The organism is Leucobacter albus (assembly GCF_039528015.1).
Classification (GTDB): Bacteria; Actinomycetota; Actinomycetes; order Actinomycetales; family Microbacteriaceae; genus Leucobacter; species Leucobacter albus.
The window spans coordinates 85831-108627 of record NZ_BAAAKZ010000007.1; the positions used below are offsets into that span (position 1 = coordinate 85831).

General features: G+C 62.6%; 21 protein-coding genes and 2 tRNA genes. 9 read left to right on the forward strand and 14 right to left on the reverse strand.

Translation table 11 applies throughout. The annotated features are described in order from the left end of the window. Positions 1 to 390: 390 nt before the first annotated feature. The 14 genes from ABD115_RS09070 to rpmH all read right to left on the reverse strand — a co-directional run bounded on the left by ABD115_RS09070 (position 391) and on the right by rpmH (position 12405). Positions 391 to 1386: an ABC transporter ATP-binding protein gene (locus tag ABD115_RS09070; protein WP_343960387.1), complete on the reverse strand. Its 996-nt coding sequence runs from the start codon at positions 1384 to 1386 to the stop codon at positions 391 to 393. Further along, positions 1383 to 2408: an ABC transporter ATP-binding protein gene (locus ABD115_RS09075; protein ID WP_343960388.1), complete on the reverse strand. Its 1026-nt coding sequence runs from the start codon at positions 2406 to 2408 to the stop codon at positions 1383 to 1385. The genes ABD115_RS09070 and ABD115_RS09075 overlap by 4 nt, the downstream gene beginning before the upstream one ends. A gap of 51 nt (positions 2409 to 2459) precedes the next feature. Then, positions 2460 to 3320, reverse strand: coding sequence for an ABC transporter permease (locus ABD115_RS09080; RefSeq protein ID WP_343960389.1), 861 nt, complete (start codon positions 3318 to 3320; stop codon positions 2460 to 2462). Then, positions 3317 to 4564, reverse strand: a complete 1248-nt coding sequence (locus tag ABD115_RS09085) for a metal-dependent hydrolase family protein (protein WP_343960390.1) — start codon at positions 4562 to 4564, stop codon at positions 3317 to 3319. The genes ABD115_RS09080 and ABD115_RS09085 overlap by 4 nt, the downstream gene beginning before the upstream one ends. Before the next feature lie 38 nt (positions 4565 to 4602). Continuing rightward, positions 4603 to 5535 carry an ABC transporter permease gene (locus tag ABD115_RS09090; protein WP_343960391.1) on the reverse strand — a complete coding sequence of 311 codons (933 nt, stop codon included), beginning with the start codon at positions 5533 to 5535 and terminating at the stop codon, positions 4603 to 4605. Between the two features lie 58 nt (positions 5536 to 5593). Continuing rightward, the gene (locus ABD115_RS09095; protein WP_343960392.1) at positions 5594 to 7231 is read right to left on the reverse strand and encodes an ABC transporter substrate-binding protein; all 1638 of its coding nucleotides are present in this window, start codon (positions 7229 to 7231) and stop codon (positions 5594 to 5596) included. Between the two features lie 297 nt (positions 7232 to 7528). After that, complete coding sequence (locus ABD115_RS09100) at positions 7529 to 8572, reverse strand: ParB/RepB/Spo0J family partition protein (RefSeq protein ID WP_343960393.1); 1044 nt, start codon at positions 8570 to 8572, stop codon at positions 7529 to 7531. Between the two features lies 1 nt (position 8573). Next, positions 8574 to 9470 carry a ParA family protein gene (locus ABD115_RS09105; RefSeq protein ID WP_343960394.1) on the reverse strand — a complete coding sequence of 299 codons (897 nt, stop codon included), beginning with the start codon at positions 9468 to 9470 and terminating at the stop codon, positions 8574 to 8576. Beyond that, complete coding sequence (gene rsmG / locus ABD115_RS09110; protein WP_343960406.1) at positions 9463 to 10065, reverse strand: 16S rRNA (guanine(527)-N(7))-methyltransferase RsmG; 603 nt, start codon at positions 10063 to 10065, stop codon at positions 9463 to 9465. Before rsmG ends, ABD115_RS09105 begins: the two co-directional genes overlap by 8 nt. A 75-nt stretch (positions 10066 to 10140) precedes the next feature. After that, complete coding sequence (locus ABD115_RS09115) at positions 10141 to 10638, reverse strand: Jag family protein (protein ID WP_343960395.1); 498 nt, start codon at positions 10636 to 10638, stop codon at positions 10141 to 10143. Positions 10639 to 10646: 8 nt separating this feature from the next. Next, positions 10647 to 11585, reverse strand: coding sequence for a membrane protein insertase YidC (yidC, locus tag ABD115_RS09120; RefSeq protein WP_343960396.1), 939 nt, complete (start codon positions 11583 to 11585; stop codon positions 10647 to 10649). A gap of 4 nt (positions 11586 to 11589) precedes the next feature. Beyond that, positions 11590 to 11898, reverse strand: a complete 309-nt coding sequence (gene yidD, locus ABD115_RS09125) for a membrane protein insertion efficiency factor YidD (RefSeq protein ID WP_343960397.1) — start codon at positions 11896 to 11898, stop codon at positions 11590 to 11592. Beyond that, the gene (gene rnpA, locus ABD115_RS09130; protein WP_343960398.1) at positions 11895 to 12248 is read right to left on the reverse strand and encodes a ribonuclease P protein component; all 354 of its coding nucleotides are present in this window, start codon (positions 12246 to 12248) and stop codon (positions 11895 to 11897) included. The genes yidD and rnpA overlap by 4 nt, the downstream gene beginning before the upstream one ends. Before the next feature lie 19 nt (positions 12249 to 12267). Further along, positions 12268 to 12405 carry a 50S ribosomal protein L34 gene (gene rpmH / locus ABD115_RS09135; protein ID WP_042545514.1) on the reverse strand — a complete coding sequence of 46 codons (138 nt, stop codon included), beginning with the start codon at positions 12403 to 12405 and terminating at the stop codon, positions 12268 to 12270. Between the two features lie 280 nt (positions 12406 to 12685). On the opposite strand from rpmH, the gene dnaA reads away from it, so the two are divergent. From dnaA to ABD115_RS09180, 9 genes are all read left to right on the forward strand, one after another. Next, positions 12686 to 14113, forward strand: a complete 1428-nt coding sequence (dnaA, locus tag ABD115_RS09140; RefSeq protein ID WP_343960399.1) for a chromosomal replication initiator protein DnaA — start codon at positions 12686 to 12688, stop codon at positions 14111 to 14113. Between the two features lie 331 nt (positions 14114 to 14444). Further along, positions 14445 to 15587, forward strand: a complete 1143-nt coding sequence (gene dnaN / locus ABD115_RS09145) for a DNA polymerase III subunit beta (RefSeq protein WP_343960401.1) — start codon at positions 14445 to 14447, stop codon at positions 15585 to 15587. A 3-nt stretch (positions 15588 to 15590) separates the two neighbouring features. Further along, the gene (gene recF / locus ABD115_RS09150; RefSeq protein WP_343960402.1) at positions 15591 to 16766 is read left to right on the forward strand and encodes a DNA replication/repair protein RecF; all 1176 of its coding nucleotides are present in this window, start codon (positions 15591 to 15593) and stop codon (positions 16764 to 16766) included. Continuing rightward, positions 16759 to 17244, forward strand: a complete 486-nt coding sequence (locus ABD115_RS09155) for a DciA family protein (protein ID WP_343960403.1) — start codon at positions 16759 to 16761, stop codon at positions 17242 to 17244. Before recF ends, ABD115_RS09155 begins: the two co-directional genes overlap by 8 nt. A gap of 174 nt (positions 17245 to 17418) precedes the next feature. Continuing rightward, complete coding sequence (gene gyrB, locus ABD115_RS09160) at positions 17419 to 19410, forward strand: DNA topoisomerase (ATP-hydrolyzing) subunit B (protein WP_343960404.1); 1992 nt, start codon at positions 17419 to 17421, stop codon at positions 19408 to 19410. Positions 19411 to 19459: 49 nt separating this feature from the next. Then, entirely contained in the window at positions 19460 to 21976 is a 2517-nt protein-coding gene (gyrA, locus tag ABD115_RS09165) for a DNA gyrase subunit A (RefSeq protein WP_343960407.1), read from the forward strand. Then, complete coding sequence (locus ABD115_RS09170) at positions 21969 to 22376, forward strand: DUF3566 domain-containing protein (RefSeq protein WP_343960405.1); 408 nt, start codon at positions 21969 to 21971, stop codon at positions 22374 to 22376. Before gyrA ends, ABD115_RS09170 begins: the two co-directional genes overlap by 8 nt. A 63-nt stretch (positions 22377 to 22439) precedes the next feature. Beyond that, a tRNA-Ile gene (locus ABD115_RS09175) sits at positions 22440 to 22513 on the forward strand. A 45-nt stretch (positions 22514 to 22558) separates the two neighbouring features. Beyond that, a tRNA-Ala gene (locus ABD115_RS09180) sits at positions 22559 to 22631 on the forward strand. The last annotated feature ends 166 nt before the right edge of the window (positions 22632 to 22797 follow it).

Below are 22797 nucleotides of genomic sequence, written 5' to 3' on the forward strand. Positions count from 1 at the left end.
CGCCGAACAGCGCAAGCCCACCGAACAGGGCGTAGATGCCCAGCCGGGGCGACAGCAGAATCACCCCTGCACCGACGACCGCGACCAGATAGCCGGTGGTGAGCGCGAAGGCGCGGCCGCGGCGCTGCGCGAGTTGCGCAAGCGGAATCGCCGAGAGCCCGGCGCCGAGCACCGAGGAGGTCTGTGCGAAGCCAGAAACGGTGACGCTGCCCCCCGAGCTGGCCCGCGAGCAGCCCGCCGACAGCGACGCCAGAGGCAACCCCCACGCCCGCGAGCAATTGGCTGACGATGAGCGTTGCGAGGGTGCGCGTCGAACCCCCTGTCATCGCGGCCCAACCACTGCTTCAGCCCGACGATCACGGCGTCCCGCCGCCCTGCTCTGCCGCGCGGTCACCGTGGTGCCTGGCTTTCCAAGGGAAAGAAGCACTCGGCGCTGCGGCTCGCCCCAACGCTCACGCTCGGTGGGCGCTCGCTCGCGCAGACGGGTTTGGCGATGGGGCAGCGCGTGCGGAAGCTGCAGCCGCTCGGCAAATCGAGCGGGCTCGGCGGCTCCCCGCGCAAGATGATGCGCTCCCGCCGCTGAGTCGGATCGGGTGTCGGTGACGCAGCGATGAGCGCACGCGTATATGGGTGCGCGGGGTGCTCAAACACCTCCCTGATGTCGCCCGTCTCCACGATCCGCCCCATGTACATCACGCCGACCCGCTGCGAGACCTGACGCACGACCGGCAGCCCGTGCCCGATGAACAGGTAGGTCAACCCAAGGCGCTCGCGCAGCTCGACGAGCAGGTTCGCGATCTGCGCCTGCACGGAGACATCGAGCGCAGAAACCGCCTCGTCTGCGAGGATGAGCTTCGGGTGCAGCGAGATCGCGCGGGCGATGCCGACCCTCTGACGCTGGCCGCCGGAGAGCGCCCGCGGCCGCGCACTCGCCCGGCCGGGATCGAGCCCGACCGACGTCATCAGTTCCGCTACTCTGTCGGCGAGCTCCGTGCCGCGCACCCCCTCGTGCACCCGCAGCGGCTCGCCGATAATGTCGCCGATGCGCATGCGCGGGTTCAGCGACCCGAGCGGGTCTTGAAACACGACCTGCATCTCGCGCCGCATGGCTCGCAACTCGGAGGCACTCGCCCCCGTGACATCGCTGCCGTGAAAGGTGACTGAGCCGCTCGTGGGTTCGAGCAGCCTGAGGGCAACCCGGCCGAGCGTCGATTTGCCCGAGCCAGACTCGCCGACGAGGGCGAAGGTCTCGGCCCGTTCGATCGCTATGTTGACGCCGTCGTTTGCCCGCAGGGTTTTCGGTTTCGCGAACGGGTTCGCGCTGTTTTCTCTGACCCGATAGTGCTTCGAGATATTCGTGAGCTCGAGCAGTGGCGGCGCGGTCACGGGCTCACCCCCGCGGGGGCGGCGAGCTGTTCCTCGCCCGTCGTGGGGTGCCAGCAGGCTGCCGCGCCGCTTCCGATCTCAAGCAGTGGGGGATCCTCACTCCGACACCGGTCGGTTGCGCGCTGGCAGCGTGGGCTAAACGCGCAGCCCTGCGGCAGCCGCGACGGGTCAGGGACGCTGCCGGGGATCGCCGGGAGCACCGCCGGCCGGTCGCCCTCGAGTGGCGGGATGCAGGCGAGCAGGCCCGCCGTGTAGGGGTGCTCGGCGTGCCGAAACACCTGTTCCGGTGGCGCGTCTTCCACGGTGCGACCGGCGTACATCACGACCACTCGGTCGGCGAGATCGGCCGCGACCCCCATGTCGTGGGTCACCAATAGTACGCTCATTCCGCTCTCCCGCCGCAGGCCGTCGAGCAACTCCAGAATTTGCGCTTGGATCGTGACGTCGAGCGCCGTCGTCGGCTCATCGGCGAGCAGCAGCCGTGGCCTCGCCGCGAGCGCCATCGCAATCATCACTCGCTGGCACATGCCGCCCGAGAGCTGATGAGGGTAGCTCCGCAGCACCCGCTCTCCGTCACGAATGCCTACGTCGTTGAGCAGTTCCAACAATCGCGCACGCTCCGCCTGCCGCGACAGCCGCTCCCGCCTGCGCAGGCCCTGAGCAAGCTGCAACTCGATCGTGAACACGGGGTCGAGCGAGCTCAGCGGCTCCTGAAACACCATCGCAATGTCTTTGCCCCGCAGCCTGGCAAACTGCTCGTCTCCGCGCCGGTTGAGCTCCTCACCGTCGAACTCGATGCCACCGGTGACCCCGATGCGGCGGTCAAGCTGCATCAGCCCCATGATTGTGCGGGCCGTGACAGACTTACCCGACCCCGATTCGCCAACGAGGCACACGACCTCGCCGCGCGCGACCCGGAGCGTCGCGTTGCGCACGAGTGGCACCGTGCGGTCTGGCCGGTGGAGGTTCACCGCGAGATTGTTGAGTCGCAAGAGGGTCTCGCCGCTGCTGCTGTTCCTCATGAGTGTCTACCTCGTCTCTCGTGTGCTGGGAGGGCGGTACTGTGTGCTCGCTCAGTCGGTATCGAGCCGGTCTCGCAGCCAGTCGCCCAGCAGGCTGATCGAGAGCACAGTGAGCGTGATGGCGATGCCAGGGAAGGTGGAGATCCACCAGGCGGAGCTGAGATAGGGCTGGCCAGAGGCGAGGAGCTGCCCCCAGTCGGGCACATCAGTGCGCGGGCCGAGCCCAAGAAAGCTCAGCGAGGCCGCCGAAACGATCGCAACGCCGACGCTAATCGTGGCGAGCACGACGATCGGCGCGAGCGAGTTCGGCAGCACGTGCCGAAGAATGATGCGAAGCTGTCGAAATCCGAGCGAGCGCGCCGCCTCGACAAACAGCCTGCCGCGCACCGAGAGCACCTGCCCCCGCATGACGCGCGAGAACTGCGGCACGGCGGCAACACCCACCGCGATGATGAGGTTCGGTATGCTCGGCCCGAGCGCCGCGGCGATGATGAGGGCGAGCAGCACTCCGGGGAAACACATCAGGGTGTCGATGACGCGGCCGATGATCATGTCTGCGAGCCCGCCGGCGTAACCGCCCCACAGGCCCAGCACACACCCGAGCGCGACGGCCAGCGCCGTCGCCGCGAGGCCAACAATCACCGATTGCCTGGCGCCGTGCACGATGAGCAGCCACAGGCTCCTCCCGAACTGATCGGTGCCGAGCGGAGTTTCGCCCGGAGCGGCCAGGGCGCGCTGCGGCTGCAGCGCCGTCGGATCTCCCGCCGCGAACAGGGCTGGCACGACGGCGACGACGAGCACGAGCGCGACCCACCCGAGGGCGACCAGCGTGACTGTTAGCTGGCCGTTGAAGCGGCGCCGCGGCGCCGCCCGGGTGGCGATCGCTACCGTCTGCACCGCCTCGATGCTCACCGCACCCCTCCGAACTGCGCTGCCATGGGGCTCTGCGCGAGGTCAAACTCGGGCAGCGGCGAGAGCGCGTCTGGCACGAACTCCGTGCCCCGCGCGAGCACGAGCTCGAGCTGCCTGAGGTCTGCAAGGTCGTTCCTGGGGTCGCCCCGCACCGCCAGGAGGTCTGCCGCTAGGCCCGCCTCGATGCGGCCCGTCTCATGCGAGAGGCCGAGCACACTCGCGGCGACCGAGGTCGCGGATGCGAGCACGGCGTCGCGGCTCATGCCGAAGAAGTGCATCGCTTCGAGGGCTCCGACGTACGCGTGGTGTGGGGTGTGATCGATGCCGGAGTCGGTGCTCGCAATGATCGTTACGCCGCGATCGTGCAGCTCGGCTACCGGCGGCGTGAATTGCCCGCCGGATGCCTCGTGCATCGCGACAGTGCGGAAGTTGCACGTTGGGGATACGGCAACCTGGGCCGCGGCGAGCCTGTCGGCGAGCTCTGGCACGAGCGCGTGCGACCCGTCCTCGTGCACGAACGAGCAGTGTTCGATCGTGTCGACGCCCACCGCGATAGCGCGTTCGATGCCGGCGACCCCGTGCGCGTGGGCCGCCACCTGCTTGTTCAGGCGGTGCGCCTCGTCGACCGCCGCAGCGAGCGCGTCGTGCTCGAACTGCGCGAACCACGGGGCGGAGCCGGCGGTCATAAACCCACCGGTCGCCATGATCTTCAGGGTGTCGACTCCCGCGCGGTGGTGCGTGCGCACGAGCTTGCGCACCTCGTGGGCGCCATCTGCCTCGCCTCCCATGAACCAGCAGTGGCCGCCGGTCGTAGTAATGGGGGAGCCAGCGGTGAGCAGCCGTGGCCCCTGCAGCACGCCGGCTGTAATCGCATCTCGCACGGTCACGTCGAGGTAGCTGCGCGCGCCGAGGTCGCGCGCCGTCGTCACGCCGACGCTCAGCAGTTCACGGGCGCTGCGCACCATGAGCAGCAACTGCTCTGCGTCGGTCTCTGCCATCATGCGCTGCACCGGGTTCGCCCCTCCGTCGAAGCCGAGGTGAACGTGCGCGTCGATGAGCCCCGGCAGGAGCGTCGCATCGCCAAACTCCCGTGTGGGGAGCGCCTCCGGGTAGTTGCTCGCCGGAAAATCGGCCGCGCGCCCAGCCCAGGCGATGCGCCCCTTGGCGACTAGCACTGCCGCGCCGTTGGTGATGTCGCCCGATTCCGTCTGTGTCAGCATGCGATCTGCGGTGTAAAGCTTCACGTGAAACACTCCTTCGTGTACTGCCGTGGGTTCTGGAGTTATGCCTGCACCGCGTCGCGCACCCGCGGATCGATGTAGGCGTACGAGACATCGACGACGATGTTGATCGCGATGTAGATCACCGCGATGACGAGCACGACGCCCTGCACCACCGGAAAGTCTTGCCCGGCGATCGCCTGCACGAGCATCTGCCCGATGCCGCGCCGTGCAAACACCGCCTCGACGATCACGGCGCCCGCGATCAGGGCCCCGAGCTGCAATCCGACAATCGTGACTGTCGGAATAATCGCGTTGCGCAGCACGTGTTTCGCCACGACGGTGCGCCGCGGGAGCCCCTTCGCGTAGAGCGCGGTGACGAAGTTTTCACCGAGCACCTCGAGCACACTGTTGCGAACCAGCCGTGTGACCGTGCCAGCGGCCGACAGCCCGAGCGTCACTGCTGGGAGCACGAGGCTCGCCAACCCCGCGTTGCCCGTCGCCGGCAGCAGGCGCAGTGTGAACGAGAACAGAATGATGAGCATGAGCCCGACCCAGAACGAGGGCATCGACAGGTTGATGAGGCTCACCACGCGAATCAGACTGTCGACCCAGCGGTTGCGGTACATCGCCGAGATCGAGCCCAGCACGATGCCGACGAGCGCCGACACCGCGGCCGCCGCGACGGCGAGCTGGAGGGTCGGCAGCACCTGCTCGCCGATCATCGTGCTCACCGGCCGGCGCGTTGCGTACGACTCGCCGAAATCGAGCCGCAGCGCCCTGGTGAAGAAATCCCAGTACTGCGCAAGCACCGGGCGGTCGAGCCCGAAATCTAGCCGCAGCTGAGCGACCACCTCGGGCGTCGAGGGTGCGCCGGCGAGCATCACCGATACCGGGTCACCCGGTAGCACCCTGAGCGTCAGAAACAGAATTATTGTCACCCCGATGAGCGTCGGTATGCCAATCAATATGCGTTTGAGAATCACAAACCCCATGGGAGCGACTCCTCATCTTGTGCGGGCAGTGGGCGGTGCGCTGTGACTCTGATGCTGGTTAGTTCGCGATCGAGACGTCGTACCAGACCGGGTAGCCCTCGGCATCGAATCGCAGCCCCTGAATGCCATTGGTCGCCATGGTGTAGGTGGGAACATAGACCGCGATGCTGCGCGCGTTCTCGACAATATCGGCCTGGATCTCTTCATGCAGCGCCGTTCTCGTCGCCGGGTCAAGCTCCTGTTGGGCGCGCAACAGCAGGCTCGAAAGCTCTGGCTCTGCCACCCTGGTGTAGTTGAAGCCGGGGCTTTCTGGCACGGGAATTTGCTCGGGCGCGTACAGCGAGTAGAGCACGTTCGGGTCAACGTTCACAAGGCTGAGCGTCAAGATGTCGTAGTCGCCCTCTTGCCCTGCCTGCAGCAGCCCGGCCGATTGCTTGAACTCGAGTTGGATGTCGACGCCGATGTCTTTCATGTTTGCCTTGAAGAACTCGGCGAGATCTTGCCGCTTCTCGCGGTTCGGCGTGAGCTCGAGCATGCGAGCGCTCAATTTTTGCCCCGCCTTCTCACGAATCCCGTCTGCCCCGAGCTCCCAGCCGGCACCCTCGAGAGCAGCGGCGGCGGCCTCGGGGTCGAAGTCGAAGGCGCTCACGCGGTTCTCGTCATAGTCGTAGGTGGTCGGGGAGAGCGGGCCCCAGGCCCGTTCGTACACGCCAAGATAGAGCGCCGACACTGCCGACTCGATGTCGAACCCCTGACGCAGCGCTGCCCGCACCGTGGGGTCGTCAAACGGTGGGTGCTCGGAGTTGAAGTGATACTGAAAGGGTGCGCCCGACTGCGACTGGGCTACAAACTCAAGCCCGGGGTCTTGTTCGACCCCCTGTGCCTCGGTTTCAGGCACATTGCCTACGGCCTGGAACCCACCCGAGCGCAGTGAACCGAGGCGCACCGTCGCATCTGGCACGATCTGAAAGGTGATGCGGTCGAGGTATGCCCTGCCCTGGTGGTTAGCGCTCCCCGGCGCCCAGTTGTAGTTCTCGTTCGCAACGAGCTCGACGCGGTCTTGCGGTGTGTAGCTCTCAATCACATACGGGCCGGAGCCAACGGGCTTCAGGTTGAAATCGGCGGCGTCGACCGCCGCGGCTGCCGTGGGGGAGACGAGGGAGAGGAAGGGTGAGGTGAGCGTCGCCATGAAGGGCGCGAACGGCTCTGCAACCCTCACGATCGCCGTTGTCTCGTCGGGGGCGACGCAAGATGCGTACGGGCCAATGAGGCTCGCGGCGTACATCGATGCCGTCACTGGGTCTTTGATGCGATCGAGGTTGAAGCAGACGGCCTCGCCGTTGAATGGCGTGTCGTCGTGGAATGTCACGTCGTCCCTGAGCGTGAAGGTGTATTCGAGGCCGTCGTCACTCAGCTCCCAGCCCGTTGCGAGCCAGGGAATGAGTTCTCCGTTCGCGTCGAAGGCGACAAGGTTGTCGAAAACCTGCCGCATCACGCGCGCATCTTGCGCCGCGGGGGTCACGTTCGGGTCGAGCCCAATGATGGGCGTGTCGATTGCGAACACTGCCTCGCCGCCCTGAGTCGCCTCGGTGGTCTCGCCGCCCCCGTCGCCGCTTGGCGAGCATGCGGTGAGCGCAACGGCCGCGGTCACCGCACCTAGAATGCCAAGCTTTAGTCGTTTTCGGTGTCGCGTCATCGTTCCTCCTCATTGAGGCCCGCGATCTTCGGTGAGCGCGAGGTGACCTACGTAAGAGCGACGGTATGACATCTAGTTGAGGGAGTCAAGTAAATTAATAAGCCCGTGACCCCCTGTTGACTATCGGTCGTTGTGCATTTCCGCTGCGCGGGGGTTCGCCGACCGGCGCGAAGCGGCGTCGGCTTCAACAGCCGATTGAACTACTCGCAGGCAGTATCCCGTCGCCGACGGGATCCCTGGGCGGCACGGGCGCCACGGGCGCCGATTGTGCCCGTGCCGCGACGCCGGCAGGGAGCGCTAGTTGAACCCGGGGTCACCGAGCTCTGTGAGAATTCGCTTCAAATCTGCGATCGTCGCGAAGTCGATCGCGATCTGCCCCTTCTTGGCCCCGAGCTTCACGGAGACGCGGGTGTCGAACCGATCGCCGAGGCGCTCGGCGATCTCAGCCAGCTGGGCCTGCACGGCCCCCGGGCGCGCCTTCGGAGACTTTCGTTTGGGAGTCTCGCTCGCAACCGCCTCAGCCGAGCGCACCGAGAGGCCCTCGTTGACGATGCGATCGGAGAGCGACTGCATCGCCTGGACGTCGCCGTCGAGCGCAAGAATCGCGCGCGCGTGGCCCGCGGTGAGCACGCCGGCAGCTACCCTGGCCTGCACGGCCTCGGGGAGCTTCAGCAATCGGATGGTGTTGGAAATCTGCGGGCGTGAGCGGCCGATACGCTCGGCAAGCTGCTCCTGCGTAATGCCAAAATCTGCCAGGAGTTGCTGGTAGGCAGAGGCCTCTTCGAGGGGGTTGAGCTGCGCGCGGTGCAGGTTTTCGAGCAGCGCGTCACGGAGCATGTGCTCGTCGGCTGTCGAGCGCACGATCGCCGGGATCGTGTCGAGGCCCGCGCGCTTTGACGCCCGCAGACGTCGCTCGCCCATAATGAGCTCGTACTGCGCCCCCGAACGCGGCTTTGGCACGATCTCGCGCACCACGATCGGCTGAAACACGCCGAACTCCCGCACGGAGTGCGTCAGCTCTTGCAGCGCCTCTTCGTCGAACTCGGTGCGAGGCTGCAACTGGTTCGGAACGATGTCAGCGACGTTGAGCGAACGCAGCTCGGCGCCCGGTACCTCGATGAGGTCGTCGGCGTCAGTGGCCTCGGCGGCAGGAGCGCCGTCACGGGCCGCCCGGCGCGCGGATGCAGGCCGTTCTGCTGCGGCGGCCGGTGCGGCGGCACTCGCTGCCGCCGAGCCAGCTGCTGGGAAGAAGACGTCTACCGGCCGTTCTCCGTCGGCGGGGGATTGTGGAATCAGCGCGCCGATGCCGCGGCCGAGACCGCTCCGCTTCTTCGTTGCCATCCTAGACTCCCTCATGGTTGGTATTCGCGCGTGCGCCGCGCTCCGCCATCTCAGCGGCCGCCTCAAGGTAGGCGAGCGCGCCGATCGATGCGCTGTCGTACTCGTGAACAGTTTGGCCGTAGCTCGGTGCCTCCGAGATACGAACGGAGCGCGGAATCACCGCGTCGAGTGTCTGCTCTGGGAAATGCTGCCGAACCTCGTTCGCCACCTCTTGGGCTAGGTTCGTGCGCGCGTCATACATCGTCAGCAAGATCGTCGAGACCCGCAGACCCGGGTTCAGGTGCTTTTGAATCAGCTCGATGTTGCCCAGTAGTTGGCTTAGGCCCTCCAGTGCGTAGTACTCGCACTGAATCGGAATCAGCACCTCGCCGCCGGCAACAAAAGCGTTCACCGTGAGCAGCCCAAGCGAGGGCGGGCAGTCGATGAAGACGTAGTGGAACTGCTGCTCTGAAGAATCAAGGAAGGCGGTCAGCGCTGTGCGCAGACGCTGTTCCCTCGCCACCATCGAGACAAGCTCGATCTCTGCGCCAGCGAGATGGATCGTCGAGGGAACACACATGAGGTGCTCGTGATCGCTCGAGACCTGCATTGCCTCTTCGATGGTCGCATCACCAATGAGCACCTCGTAGACACTCGTTGTCTCCGGGCGATGCGGCACCCCGAGTGCCGTCGAGGCGTTGCCCTGAGGGTCGAGATCAATAACGAGCACGTTGGCGCCTCGTCTCGCCAATGCCGAGGCGAGGTTGACCGTCGTCGTGGTCTTGCCAACCCCACCCTTCTGGTTAGAGACCGTGATGATGCGGGTCTCCTTGGGAAGGGGAGATGGCGTGTTCTGCAGACGCTTGCGTCGCTTGATCTTGTCTTCAAGGTGATCGGCGACAAGGGGTTTCTCAGCCATGGGTACCAACTCTAGCTCGGAAGACGCGTGTGGTCTCTTCAAGCAGATCTGTGCCGAGCTCCGTGACCTCGATATCCTGCAGCTTGAATTTGCGCAACACCTTTTGCGCGGCCTCGATCTCGTCGTTGATCGCGGCGCCTTTGAGAAACAGAAGCTCGCCGCCATCGCGCAGCAGCGGTGCGGTCAACGGAACGAGCTTTCGCAGCGCCGTCACGGCGCGGGCGGTGACGTAGTCCGCCTCGAAGGCCCCGTGGAATTCCTCAGCCCGGCCGCGCTTCACGTGCGTGTTTGTCAGCCCGAGCCGCTCGATCTGCTCATTCAGCCAGGCGCAGCGTCGCTCCATCGGTTCAACAAGAAACAGTTCGACGTCTGGCCGAATAATGCCGAGAATAAGCCCGGGCATTCCCCCGCCGGTGCCGATGTCGGCGACACGGGTCTCGGTTCGAATGAGCGGCGCGAGTACCGCGCTGTTGAGCAGGTGGCGCGTCCACAAGCGGGGGAGTTCGAGTGGCCCGATCAGGCCAAGTTCCTCTCCACGTGCTGCGAGGTCAGCGGCGAACTCGCGCAACACGCCAATGCGGTCTCCCGCAAGCATCGCAGCGGCCGCGGGCTCAGTTTCCAGTGCCCCCGTCGCTGCGTCGTCAGCTTCGTGTTTCACGTGAAACCCCCGCTACGCGGCGCGAATCACGAGACGGCGGCCTTTGCCCTCGCCCTGCGACTCCGAAAAATACCCGCGCTCCGCGACCTGATCGTGCACGAGCTTGCGCTCGTAAGACGACATGGGTTCGAGCCGCACCTCTTCCCGGCCAGCCGCGATCTGCGCGATCGCCGCGTCGACGAGGCCAATGAGCTGCTCCTCGCGCGCCACCCGCGAGCCGGCGACATCGATAATCAGTCGCGAGAATCGCCCTGTCTTCGCCTGAACAGCGAGCCGCGTCAGGTCTTGCAGAGCCTGCACGGTATCTGGGCCGGCGAGCCCATCGATGGAGTGCCCGCCGCCAGTGACTGAAACGTATGCTCGGCCGTTCTCGACGGTGATGTCGAGGTCGCCGTCGAGATCAGCGATATCGAGCAGGCCCTCGAGGTAATCGGCAGCGAGGTCACCATCGGCCTCAAGCGTCTCGAGGGTCTCCTCTTCGACACTTGAGACGTCATTCGCTTCAGTCACGGGAGACCTCACTTCTTCTTCTTGGCGCGTTTGGCGCTCACTGGCTGCTGGCGCTGCCCCTGGGGCTGCGGAGCTGCCGCAGTTGCCTCGGGTGCGTCATCAGTCAGCTTACCCTTTGCCTTGAGCCGTGCCTGGCGTGCGCGCCAGGCCTCTGAGCCGGGGTTCGGCATCGTGTTAATGACGATGCCCTGCTGCGCCATCGTCCAGATGTTCGAGGTCATCCAGTAGATGTTCAGTGCGAGAGGGAAGGTAACGCCAGAGAAGAGGAACGCGAACGGAATGATGTAGAGCAGGATCTTCTGCTGCCGGTACATGGGGGAGTTCTTCGTCTCGTCGGAGACGTTCTTCGACATGATCTGCAGCTGAGTAAAGAACTGCGAGGCGATCATCATCACGACGATTGCGCCGAGCAGCCCAACAACCACCCAGTTCTGTGACTCCCAGCCCTGGGTGAACGTCATCTTCAGCGGAGCGCCAAAGATCGAGGCAGCGTTGAAGCTGTCGGTAAGTTCCCGATCCATCAGGCCAATGCCGACGGTGCCCTCAGACGCCTTGCGCAGCACGTAGAAGAGCGAGAAGAACACCGGCATCTGAATCAAGATGGGCAGGCACGACGAAAACGGGTTGGTTCCGTGCTTCTTGTACAGGGCCATCGTCTCGCGGCTCATTGCCTCGCGCGAGAACTGGTCTTTTTTGTTCTTGTACTTGGCCTGAATCTTCTTCATCTCAGGCTGGATGTCCATCATCCGGCGCTGCGACTTGATCTGGCGAACAGTCACGGGGATGAGCGCGGAGCGCACGACAATCACGAGGCCGAGAATCGACAGCACCCAGGTGACGCCGCTCTCGGCGCTCAATCCGAGCGCTGTGAACAGCTGATGCCAGAGGACGAGCACGACCTCGACCAACCACCGCAGTGGCCAAAGTATGGTCTCGAAGAAGTTCACTGGATCAGGCCTTTCGGGTACGGGGGCGGACAAATCCGCGAGAATTTATGTCAAAGTGTGAGACCTTGGGTTGCGGCACATCGTCGATACCGCCCCGCGTAAACGGATTGCAGCGCAGTAGGCGCCACACCGTCAGCGCTACCCCCAAGAGCATTCCGCGCTGCTGATACGCCTCCATAGAGTATCGGGAACACGATGGATAATACCTGCAGACATCGCCATACAGTGGCGAAATCAGCTTTCGGTAGAGCCGCATGACCAATATCGCGAGATTCCGAGGAGAGAGCCAGAGCTCAATCAGGAGGCGCCTCATGATCGGCTTCGCACTCGGCCGATAGCGCGGCGCGTTTCGCTTCGCAGCTCAGTGAAGTCGGCCTGCGCCGCTTTGGGCAGAGCACGGAACACCACATCGAGATCACCGAGGCCCTCAGCAATCAGCTCATCGGAGATTGATTTCAGGCGCCGACGCACGAGGTTTCGAGTGACAGCGTTGCCGACGGCTTTGGACACGATGTACCCAAACCGCACGGGCTGAGGCTCGGGCCCATCGACAGCACGAGGGACCGCGTAGGTGATGCAGTATGCACCACCTACGCGGTCCCCAGTTCTGACGACTCGACGATAGTCATCGCCGCGAGTCACCCGATGATGCCATGCCGGCATGATGACTCGAAGACCAGAACTACGCTGAAAGCTTGGTGCGGCCCTTGCCGCGGCGCGCGGTGATGATCGCACGGCCAGCGCGGGTGCGCATACGCGAGCGGAAGCCGTGCACCTTGGCGCGACGGCGGTTATTTGGCTGGAAGGTACGCTTGCTCATAGTTCAGAACTCCGTGACTTATGGTATGAATCCCCAGGGTTCGTGACCCAGGGAAAGTCGGCTTTTGGGCAAGCGTGAAACGAGCTGCTGCCCATACAAGGTACTTACTTTACGCCGATATTCTGCCCCCGTCAAAGTCGAGGCCTCCTTGGGTTACTTACAGGGCATCGCCGACCTGTGGATAATGTGCGTGTGAGTGCATGGAATCCGCGCGAATGGTTACACTTGGCTGTGGATAACCTCGCCCGATTCACTCCCGTGAAGCACCAAGAAGAAGTAGATGTCTGACGAAGAACTCAACGAACTTTGGGAAGAGATAAAGCGTCACGTAAACGCTGATCTTTCCGTTGGACCCGTATACGGCGCCCAGCTCCTATTGGCGACGCCGCGCGGTGTCGCGGCGGGAACGCTCTATCTCGCCGTGCAAACCGACTTTACGTTGAAGCTCCTCGATGGGCGCCTTCGGCCCCCGATTATGGCTGCGCTCGTCGCAATCGATACAGCGGAGAGCATCAACAACTTCGTCGTGATTGTCGATGAAGACGCGGTGCCCGCACCAGAACCCGAGGCGATGGAGCGCCCGGAATTTGCAACTCCGGCGCCACAGCGGCCTGACCGGCCCGAGCGCCCCATCCACGAGCCGCGAAGCCGGCACGCCGCGGCCGCACCGTATGAAGACCCGCATCTCAACGAAAAGTACGACTTCGATTCTTTTGTGATCGGTCAATCAAACCGCCTGGCCCATGCCGCGGCGCTGGCAGTTTCGGAGTCTCCAGCGCAGTCGTACAACCCGCTTTTTATTTACGGTGACTCTGGGCTCGGTAAAACACACTTGCTGCACGCGATCGGCCACTATTCCAAAGAGCTGTTCCCCGAGATTCGTGTTCGCTACGTAAGTTCCGAAGATTTCACAAACGACTTCATCAACTCGATCGCGAACAACCAGGGTGCGCAGTTTCAAGATCGATACCGCAACGTCGACGTGCTGCTCGTCGACGACATCCAGTTCCTCGAGGGCAAGGCAGAGACTCAGGAGGCGTTCTTCCACACGTTCAACACCCTGCACAGCCACAACAAGCAGGTTGTCATCACGAGCGATGTGCAGCCGAAGCAGCTGCGTGGCTTCGAGGAGCGAATTACCTCACGGTTTGAGTGGGGCCTGCTGACCGATATCCAGGCACCCGACCTTGAAACCCGCATCGCGATTTTGCGTAAGAAGGCACAGCGAGAGCACCTCGATGTTGATGACGCGATCCTCGAGTTCATCGCTTCGAAGTTCTCGTCGAATATTCGCGAGCTCGAGGGAACGCTGATTCGCGTCACTGCCTACGCAAACCTCAACCGGCAGCGCATCGACATGGCACTCGTCAAGACCGTGCTGAAAGACCTCATTTCGATCGACACCGACAACGAGGTGCAGCCGACCGACATCATTAGCCGAACCGCTGAGTACTTCGATCTCTCAGTCGACGAGCTCTATGGCCCATCTCGGGCCCAGCAGATTGCGCTTGCTCGGCAGATTGCAATGTACCTGTGCAGAGAACTCACACAGCTGTCGCTTCCAAAGATCGGTCAGCTGTTCGGTGGGCGTGATCACACCACCGTAATGTACGCCCACAAGAAGATCGCCCAGCTCATTACCGAGCGCCGCTCCGTGTACAACCAGGTCACAGAACTCACCACGAGAGTAAGGCAAACGGGGCGATGATCATCCACAACCCACAGCCGCCTGTGGATAACTGGGGATAACTTCTCAAATATGTGGAAGAGTGCCGGGGTACCTGTGGAATCGATACTTTTTGTGACTTCCCCGTGTTCATGCCGATCCGGAGCTATCCACGGCTTACAAACAAGTCACAACGGTGTAGTTTTCATGCCCCGTATGGAAAGCAAGAAGTTATCCACAGTTTCCACAGGGCTTATTACTATTACAAGTTTTTACAATTTTCATCGCGACTCAATCACGCTCCGCTCCGCGCCGCCCGGTTTCACCAAACCCCAAGGTGTGCAAAGATTGTGGGGCTACGAAGGGAATAAACATGCGATTCACCGTCAACCGGGACGTGTTCAGCGACGCAGTGTCGTTCGCGGTGAAGTTGCTCCCTCAGCGCCCGACGCAACCGCTGCTGAGCGGAGTGTTGCTTCACGCTGAGGGTTCTGAACTCACGATTTCGTCGTTCGACTATGAGGTGTCAGCACGCACAGGCGTCGTCGCCGAGGTCAATGACCCAGGCCGGGCACTCGTGTCGGGTCGTTTGCTTGGCGAAATTGCGCACAGACTCCCTCACGCAGACGTTCAGGTGTCACTACTAGAGAGCCGAGTTGAGGTGCGCTGTGGCAGCGCGTCGTTCAGCCTGCCAGCAATGCCGGTCGAGGAGTACCCCCAGGTTCCCGTCGTCGAAGAGGTTTCGGGCGCGGTTCCGGCGCAAGATTTTGCCGATGCGGTTGCCCAAGTGTCGCTCGCTGCGTCAAAAGATGACGTGACCCCCGTGATCACCGGTGTGCAGTTTGAGGTGTCTGAGAACTCATTGACCCTGACTGCAACTGACCGCTACCGTGTCGCGACACGCGGTCTCGACTGGGAAGACCGCGGGGCTGGGGAGAACCTCACCGCACTGGTTCCGTCAAAGATCGTGACCGAGGTCGGAAAGACTTTTGCGAACGACGGCGAAGTGCGCGTGACCATTGTCAAAGACGGTGAGCGCGAGCTCATCGCCTTCACTGGCGGAAATAAGACGGTCACGTCCCTGCTCATTAAAGGCAACTACCCCCCGGTTGGCCGACTCTTCCCAGAGAATGTCGATAACTACGCGGTCGTCAGCACTGCCGAGTTGGTAGAGGCAGTCGGGCGTGTTGGGCTTGTTCTCGAGCGCGAAGCAGCGCTGCGGTTCTCCTTTGCCGAGGGAGCAGTGATGCTCGAAGCAGCTGGAACTGAGTCTGCCCAGGCCGTTGAGAGTGTCGACGTGCACCTGGTCGGCGACGAGATGGTCGTTTCGTTGAAGCCGCAGTTTTTGCTTGATGGGCTGCGATCGACCCATTCTGAGTTTGCACGCATTGCGTTTACGCGAACGGATAATCCCGGCAAGCCGGGGCCGGTGCTCATCACGAGTCAGCGCAGCAAGGATGAAGCTGATGACGCCAGCTTCCGCTATCTCTTGCAGCCGAATCTGCTGCTTCGGTAAGCGATGCGGGTCGCGCACCTTTCGCTTGGCGACTTTCGAAACTACAGCGCAGCCGAGCTCAGCCTGTCGAGCGGCCCAAACCTCATCGTCGGCCGCAATGGCCAGGGCAAGACGAATCTAGTCGAGGCGATCTCGTACTTTGCCACCCTCAGGTCGCATCGGGTCTCGAGCGACGCTGCCCTCGTGAGGGCGGGAGCCGACTCCGCGATTATTCGTATGCGCGTTGCTGCTGGCGAGCGCGACGTGCTGCTGGAGACACAGCTCAATAGGTCTGGGGCAAACCGTGCTCAGGTGAATGGGAACCCGGTTCGCGCACGGGAGCTCACCCGATGGTTCACGTCTGTGATGTTTGCGCCGGAAGACCTGAGCATTGTTCGGGGGGAGCCATCTGGTCGGCGGAGGTTTCTCGACGACGCGCTGATCGCGCGACTCCCAGTAGCCTCTGGGGTGATTGCTGACTATGAGCGGGTCGTGCGACAGCGCACCTCGCTACTGAAATCTGCGAGGAGCGGCGCCCGAGGCAGCTCGGCGTTCGATGCAACGCTCGAAGTCTGGGATGAACAGCTCATTGAGCATGGCGTTCGGATTATGCTCGCCCGCCGTGAGCTCGTTGAAGACCTTCGGCAGCCACTTGTCGACGCGTACTCTACACTTGTTGGTGACGACCACGGGCCAGCGCTTCGATTGAGTGAATCGGTTGGGGAGGCGCTCGAGGGCGTTTCACGTGAAACCCTCTCGGGCAGGGGGGAGGAGTCCGTTTCACGTGAAACACTCGAGGGGAGCTTTCGCGCGGCGCTCACCTCGGTGCGGAGCCGCGAGCTCGATCGCGGGGTCACCCTGGTCGGCCCCCACCGAGACGACTTGGAGCTCACACTGAACAAGTTGCCCGTGCGCGGGTATGCGAGCCACGGGGAGTCGTGGTCGTTCGTGCTGGCGCTGAAAATCGCCCTCGCTACCGTAATTCGTAATGAGTCACCGGCCGGCGACCCCGTCATTATTCTCGACGATGTCTTCGCCGAGCTCGATCGTGATCGGCGGGAACGGCTGATGAGCGTCGTTGGCGGCTTTGAGCAGGTCATTGTGACCGCGGCGGTCGCGGGCGACGTTCCGGCTGGCCTGCCCTGGCATCGCACCGGGGTCGACTCCGGAGTGCTCACGGAGCTCGAGCCCAATGAATGAGCCGACTGAGAGTTTTGTCACCGCGGCGTACCTGCGGGCAAAGGGCGTCTGGCGGGGCCGCATTCAGCGACGGAAAAAGCGGCGCGATGACGACAACGGACTGTCGCGACCATTTGGGGGAGGCCGCGACCCGCGCGCGCTCGGCTCCGTGCTCGAGACGATCGTCAGCGATATGGGCTGGTCGACTGAGTTGGAACAGGCCAGAATCATTGAGGATTGGCCCAATTTTGTCGGCGAAGCGACGGCTGAGCACACCACAGTGATGGGAATCAGCGACGGAGTTCTCGAGATTCAGTGCGATTCGACCACTTGGGCTACCGAGCTGCGGCGCTTGCGGGCAGAGATGCTGACGAGGCTACTCGCCGACTATCCCGACTCGGAGATTCGAGACATGAGATTCCGCGCGCCCGGTGCGCCAAGCTGGCGTCACGGGCCCCGCGTAGTGCCCGGGCGTGGACCTCGCGATACCTACGGCTAGCACCTCAGCACACTGCGCGCGAAATCATCGTTTTTCGGGGGGACGATCCCGCAAAAAAGTTGCACGCCAGCGCGCGCAAAAGCCGCTGTGCGGGCCGTTTCTTGATAGACTTAGGTAGAAGTGTGCCTAGGCTAAAAATGGCCCGCGGTAAACCGGGAGAGTGTGCATCACAATATGACTTTAGAACAGACAGCGGCTGAAGAATACGGCGCAGGGGAGATCCAGGTCCTTGAAGGCCTCGACGCCGTCCGCAAGCGCCCCGGTATGTACATTGGGTCGACGGGGCCCCGTGGCTTGCATCACCTCGTGTATGAAATCGTCGACAACTCTGTCGACGAGGCTCTCGCCGGCTACTGTGACACGATCAATGTGACAATTCTCGCCGACGGAGGCGTGAGAGTTGTTGACAACGGGCGCGGAATTCCGGTCGACATGCACCCGACTGAGGGGCGTTCGACGGTCGAGGTGGTCTTGACCGTGCTGCACGCCGGTGGCAAGTTTGGCGGCGGGGGATACGCGGTGTCGGGCGGCCTGCACGGTGTTGGCTCATCGGTCGTCAACGCGCTCTCCACTCGCTTCGAGGTCGCGGTGAAGCGTCAGGGTTTCACGTGGAACATGTCGTTTTCTAACTCGGTTCCCGACGCCCCCCTTGCACAGGGCGAGCCCTCCGAGGAGACCGGCACAACGATTACGTTCTGGCCGAGCCCTGAGATTTTTGAGACGGTCGAGTTCGACTACACGACCCTGCGCACTCGTTTCCAGCAGATGGCCTTCCTGAACAAGGGCCTACGCATCACCCTGACCGACGAGCGCCCGCAAGATCCGATCGAGAACGAGAGCGGCGAACTCGTTCAGCCGCCAGCGCTGTCAGACGAATTCATGTACGAGCGCGGCATCGAAGACTACGTTCAGCACCTGAACACCGCGAAGCGCGCGGAGCTCGTGAACGAAGAGATTATTTCCTTCGAACTCGAAGACACCGAGCGTAAAATCTCTGCCGAGATCGCTATGCAGTGGACGACCTCTTATTCAGAGAGCGTTCACACCTACGCCAATACGATCAATACGCACGAGGGCGGCACCCACGAAGAGGGGTTCCGAGCCGCACTCACCACCCTGGTCAACCGGTACGCCAGAGAGAAGAACATTCTTCGAGAAAAAGACGACAATCTCTCTGGCGAAGACGTCAGAGAGGGGCTCACCGCGGTTGTTTCGGTGAAACTCGGCGAGCCTCAGTTCGAGGGCCAGACGAAAACCAAGCTCGGTAACACCGAGGCGAAGGCCTTCGTGCAGAAGGTTGTCGGCGACCAGCTCGGTGACTGGTTCGAGCGCAACCCCGGGCCCGCGAAAGACATCATTCGCAAGTCAATTCAGGCAGCGACCGCAAGACTCGCAGCCCGCAAGGCACGGGAAACAGCGCGACGTAAGGGGCTGCTGGAGTCGGGCGGCATGCCGGGCAAGCTCTCCGACTGCACAAGCAAGGACCCAACGGTCTCAGAAATTTTCATCGTGGAGGGCGATTCGGCAGGCGGATCGGCCAAGACAGGCCGCAACCCCGAGACCCAGGCGATTCTCCCGCTGCGAGGCAAGATCCTGAATGTCGAAAAGGCCCGGCTCGATCGAGCGCTCGGCAACGCCGAGGTGCAGGCGATGATCACAGCATTCGGTGCGGGTATTGGAGAGGAATTTGACCCAGAAAAGGTCAGGTACCACAAGATTGTGTTGATGGCCGACGCTGATGTTGACGGCCAGCACATCACCACCCTGCTCCTCACCCTGCTGTTCCGCTACATGCGACCGCTGATCGATCTCGGCTACGTGTATCTCGCCCAGCCTCCGCTCTACCGAATCAAGTGGACAAACGCCGAGCACGAATACGTGTACAGCGATGCCGAGCGCGACGCCCGGCTTGAAGCAGGCGCGGCGGCCGGCCGACGCCTACAGAAGGAGAGTGGCGTGCAGCGCTACAAGGGCCTCGGCGAGATGAACCACGAGGAGCTGTGGGACACCACGATGAACCCGGACACCCGCACGCTCCTGCAGGTGACCATGGACGATGCGGCGATTGCCGATGAGGTCTTCTCCACGCTGATGGGCGAGGACGTAGAGGCCCGCCGCAGCTTTATTCAGCAAAACGCGAAGGACGTGCGCTTCCTTGACATCTGAAAACACCACACCAGAAGAAGCGACCGAGGAGCTCGATCAGGTCGAGCCAATCGAGGCCAATCACGGCAAGATCGACCAGGTCGAGCTAAACGTCGAGATGCAGCGCTCGTATCTCGACTACGCGATGAGCGTGATCGTTGGCCGAGCGCTCCCCGATGTGCGCGATGGTCTGAAGCCCGTGCACCGGCGCGTGATTTACACGATGTACGACGGTGGCTACCGCCCCGATAAAGCGTTCTCGAAGTGCACCCGTGTCATCGGCGACGTCATGGGGCAGTTCCACCCGCACGGCGACACGGCGGTCTACGACTCGCTCGTTCGCCTGGTGCAGCCGTGGTCACTGCGCTACCCGCTTGCCCTTGGCCAGGGTAATTTCGGCTCCCCGGGCAATGACGGTGCGGCAGCTCACCGTTACACCGAGACGAAAATGTCGCCGCTTGCCATGGAAATGGTGCGCGATATCGACGAAGACACGGTTGACTTCCAAGACAACTACGACGGCCGCACCCAAGAGCCCACGGTACTGACCTCCCGATTCCCGAATCTGCTCGTCAACGGATCGGTCGGCATCGCTGTCGGCATGGCGACAAACATTCCTCCTCACAACCTTCGCGAGGTAGCTGCAGGGGCCAAATGGCACCTCGAGCACCCTGATGCGACCCGCGAGGAGCTGTTTGAGGCGCTAATGGAGCGCATTTCCGGGCCCGATTTCCCGACTGGCGCGCAGATTCTGGGAACGAGCGGCATCAAAGACGCATACCGCACGGGTCGCGGCTCGATCAAGATGCGCGCTGTGGTGAACATTGAGGAGATTCAGGGCCGCACCTGCCTCGTTGTTACCGAGCTGCCCTACCAGGTCAACCCTGACAACCTCGCCGTGAAGATTGCCGACCTCGTGAAAGAGGGCAAGGTTCAGGGCATCGCCGACATTCGCGACGAGACGAGCGGCCGAACGGGTCAGCGACTCGTGATCGTGATGAAGCGAGACGCGATTCCCAAGGTCGTGCTCAACAACCTGTACAAGCACACGCAGCTACAGGAGAATTTCGGCGCAAACATGCTCGCGATCGTCGATGGCGTGCCACGGACGCTCGCTATCGACGGCTTCATCACCTATTGGGTGAAGCACCAGATCGAGGTCATTGTGCGCCGCACCCGGTTCAGGCTGCAGAAGGCCGAGGCCGAGGCGCACATTCAGCGCGGATACCTGAAGGCCCTCGATGCACTCGACGAGGTTATAGCCCTGATCAGGCGTTCTCCAACAGTAGACGACGCCCGCGAGGGCCTCATGTCACTGCTCGACGTCGATCAGATTCAGGCAGATGCGATTCTCGCGATGCAGCTGCGCAGGCTCGCAGCGCTCGAGCGCCAGAAGATCTTGGATCTCGCGGCCAAGCTTGAGGCACAGATCAAGGAGTACGAGGGCATTCTCGCCTCGCCCGAGCAGCAGCGCGGCATCGTTGTCGAGGAGCTCGATGAGGTTGTCGGCCGCTACGGCGACGACCGTCGCACCACGATCATGCACGGCTACGACGGCGACATGTCGATGGAAGACCTCATTCCCGAAGAGGAAATGGTCATCACCGTCACCCGCGGCGGGTACGTTAAGCGCACACGCATCGATAACTATCGTTCGCAGCATCGCGGCGGCAAGGGTGTGCGCGGTGCGCAGCTGCGCGCAGACGACATTGTCGAGCATTTCTTCGTGACCACCACCCACCACTGGCTCCTGTTCTTCACGAACACGGGGCGTGTGTATCGGGCGAAGGCCTACGAGGTCGCCGAGGGGGGCCGCGACGCGAAGGGTCAGCACCTCGCAAACCTGCTGGCCCTCGCGCCAGACGAGCAGGTCACGCAGATTCTCGACCTGAAACAGTACGACGATGCGAGCTACCTGTTGCTCGCAACCCGTGACGGGCTCGTCAAGAAGACGCCGCTCACCGAGTACGACACGAACCGCACCGGCGGCATCATCGCGATCAAGCTGCGGGAGGGCGACGAGCTCGTTCAGGCGCTGATTGCCGGCGCTGAAGACGACATTCTGCTGATCTCGCGACACGGCATGTCGATCCGATTTACCGCTTCTGATCAGGCACTTCGTCCAATGGGCCGCTCGACGAGCGGCGTTCGCGGAATGAACTTCCGCGAGGGCGATGCGCTGCTTGCCGCGTCACGCCTGAGCGACGACGAAGGCTATGTATTCGTCGTCACGGAGGGCGGCTACGCCAAGCGCACAGCGGTCAGCGAGTACCGCGTGCAGCAGCGCGGCGGCTATGGCATCAAGGTCGCGAAACTCGACGAGAATCGCGGTGACCTTGCCGGCGGGTTTATCGTTGATGAGGGGGACGAGGTTCTCGTGGTCCTCGCGAGCGGTAAGGTTGTTCGATCAGGCGTCGCTGAGGTGCCGGCGAAGGGGCGTAACACCATGGGAGTGGTGTTCGCTCGCTTCCCAGAAGGGGATCGTATTATTGGGATCGCCCGAAACGCCGAACGCGGTATCGACGATGGGGACTCGGAGGAGTCCGACGCGGAGAACTCCGTAGACAAGGAAGACGTGAATGAGTAACACAGTCGCAGACAGGCTTGCGAAAAAGACTCGGAAGAAAGCACCGGCAAAGCAGGTTCGCCTGAAGCTCGTGTACGTTGACTTCTGGTCGGCAGTGAAATTCTCCTTCCTGGTATCGATCTGCCTTGCCATCATCGGCATCGTGACGTCGATCCTGGTCTACGTGGTTTTGCAAACGACTGGCGTATTCGGCCGCATCGACGCGCTGTTTATGGACATCGTTGGCGAAGAGAACAGCCTGATGAACTACATCGGCTTCCCGCAGGTCGCGTTCTTCTCGGTCGTCGTCGGTGTGCTGAACACGATTGTTGGCACCGCTCTCGGCGCCATCGCTTCGCTGATTTACAACCTGCTCGTGCGCATTCTCGGCGGGTTCCAGCTCGGTTTTTCGAGCAATTAAGACACGCGCAGCAACTCGATTTCGCATTCTTCGTCGAAACCGGTAATGTTGTTGCGTGGTCAAGGGGCTATAGCTCAGGTGGTTAGAGCGCTTCACTGATAATGAAGAGGTCCCAGGTTCAAGTCCTGGTAGCCCCACTGGATTTCACGAAATCCGCTCCAAGCGGTAGTGTTATTCCTAACGGGTCCTTAACTCAGTTGGTAGAGTGCCTGCTTTGCAAGCAGGATGTCGGGAGTTCGATTCTCCCAGGATCCACAAACAAATAGCAGAAGCCCCGCCGGTTCGGCGGGGCTTCTGCTATTTCACTGCTCGTGCGCGAGGCACGCGCGCCCTCGGGTTACCGGCCAAAAATGGGCTATCGGCCAAAACGTGTGGATGGCGTTGGGCGTGTCTCACCCTCTCCCTGCCCAACCGCTGCGGA